We start from the raw sequence: 2,333 nt of genomic DNA, 5'->3' as shown, positions 1-2,333 counted from the left end.
AATCAACCTCCTCACCATTGACTATTGCCAGTGTACGACCACCAACGATGGTGCCCTCTTTCTCAAATAGTGATAACGGATGTTGACCAGGATAAACCCGTTGAAAAACGGTTTCACCAGCACGAACAAACTCTGCCTGTAACTGACGAGCGGAAGCTAACTCCGCAGGATGAAAATCAAATGCGTGGGCAGCGACTACCAATTCGAATGCCGAAGTATTGGGCAATTGAAAATTGAGTGGATTAACGGGTTCTATCAACTGTTCGGAAGAATCCAGTTTGAAGAAAAGTGCCGGGTCTTTGAGAAAGTTCAGAGTATCATCCAGTAATTGTCGGGGTAGACGATATGACCAGGTCTTCAACAAAACTTTTTTATTGGCAACTAACCTTTGCGCAAGTACGTGTATGAGCCTTTGCCGGACTATTGGATCAGTGCAGCACTTTTCCAGATATTCTTTGTTGTTAAAAAAGTGCAAACAATCCAGACGCTGTTCAATGTAGTCTATTACAATGCGAGGGTCATCTGGCTGTAACTTTCTACTCTGAAAACACCCGTATCCCTTGTCAAAGGGTTCAGACTTGAGCACTATACTGTCCAGTTCCTTCAGAATTTTTTCCGGAAGCATTTCGCGACCCAGGTCAGGAAAATAAGGATAAACAATATTCAAGACATGGGTTTTAAAATCGTTATCTGCATTGACTATGTCAAATAAAAAATAAAGAGCGGCAATATCAAAACCTCGGCTAACTTCAGGTGTTTTTCTTAATATATCCAACAGTGAATGCTTTGCTGTATCGATTAATGCCTTAAGCAACGTATCATTCGATTTTTCAATATCGTTCAAGATAAAAGGATTGGTTTTTACCAGCTTCTTTAATAACAAACCAAGTTTTTCTTCGTCTGTCTTATATCTTTTTGAGGCGGATAAATAAACCATGTACAGGGAATTGCGAAATTCCTGACATAACTTATGGTTTGTTTCCAGTGCAGCTAATAAGGTCTTGACCAGTACGTCTTCAAAAAAGACGGGTTCCTCGGTGAACATAGTGCATTTACCAAAGTAAATGTCTTGATAATTACCATACCATTTTTGGCCACTGAGCGAATCCAACATGATTTCTTTTGTTATAAAACGAACCGGAACCTCTGATAAAGTACACAAGCCATTTGATAATTGTGACAGGCAGTACTCTTTGTTTTCACTTTTAATGTGTTCTGGCAGGTCTTTCAGCTCTATCCTTCCTGAACGAATGAGTTCATCGTACAAATCATCATTTTGATTTTTAAAACTATCAGGAAAAGTGCCCAGGGATTTTATTTTTGCTGTGATGTCCAGATGGCCATAAATGAAAGCTGCCAGTTCCAGAGGTGTACCTTTGGGAATACCATTGCGGCCTGAATATTCAATAAGAAAATGATGATCTGTTTTCAATTCATCAGGCAGTCCGTCGTAGACAATACGGGAATAATCACTCTTGTTCTGAGCCAGTAGTATATCTCTGGTTATTTTATCTTTTGGTATTTCGTAAAGTCTCAAAATATCATTCTTTACAAATTCTTTCATAAAGCAAGATGATTTAAAATAAGCCTCAGGGACGTATATTCTGCGACGTTCTCGTGATATATAGTGGATAAGGTGCATAAGTTCAGCTTCTTTGAGTTTATGACCTTTTCTATCAAGGAGTTTTTGAATCAACTCGACTTGTTTGTCGGAGAGAATAGCAGTGCTCACACACGGGCTGGCTTTATACCTTTTTAAAGGGCTGGGTGATAATGCTTCTGGCTTGACCCTAAGACCAATATCTCCAGCATTGGTGAATTGCCGTTTTGATTTGCCTTCAGCGACTGCAGGGGTATCTACATCTAAAGCAACGGCTCTGGAGGAAATCCCGATCTCTTCTTGATCTTTTTGTCCTGTTGAAAGATCTGTTGCGAAATCTGCACGATTGACTCCCAATGACCCACTGAGAGGGGTGACGGTTCTGTCGAAGACATTGCCATGATTTGCTGTAGAACTGTAAGTAGAGGGGTTTTGCCCCTGATTAAATGAGCTTTGAGGTAATCGATCCATCATTTCTTTCCTGTCTTTCATTATCCTTAATCTTGGCGAAGCTGAGTCCACTCAAATGTTGACCCGTTAATTAAATGAAAGTTCCGAAAAAGAAGGATCGAAGCTTGAAAAAAGGCCGCTGGCCAAGCCAGTGCCACAAGGAATTAGACATTTCAAAGTTTAATCCGCCTGAGACAGCGCCTGAGAGAGCGTCTGCGTTATGGCAATTTTTCCACCTGGCTCTCAAGGTTTTTAATGCGATTATAGGCAGCCTGGTTTTCAA

General features: G+C 40.6%; 1 protein-coding gene. It reads right to left on the bottom strand.

Going from position 1 to position 2,333, the window contains the following annotated elements; genetic code table 11:
- On the bottom strand, positions 1–2,092 hold a 2,092-nt coding region (locus tag KDK19_RS12825), incomplete at its 3' end, for a hypothetical protein (RefSeq protein ID WP_257292117.1).
- Positions 2,093–2,333: the final 241 nt, after the last annotated feature.

The organism is Endozoicomonas sp. ONNA1 (assembly GCF_024606325.1).
Lineage (GTDB): Bacteria > Pseudomonadota > Gammaproteobacteria > Pseudomonadales > Endozoicomonadaceae > Endozoicomonas_A.
The sequence above is the reverse complement of the archived record's forward strand: the minus strand, read 5'-3'. Positions and strand labels throughout refer to the sequence as shown.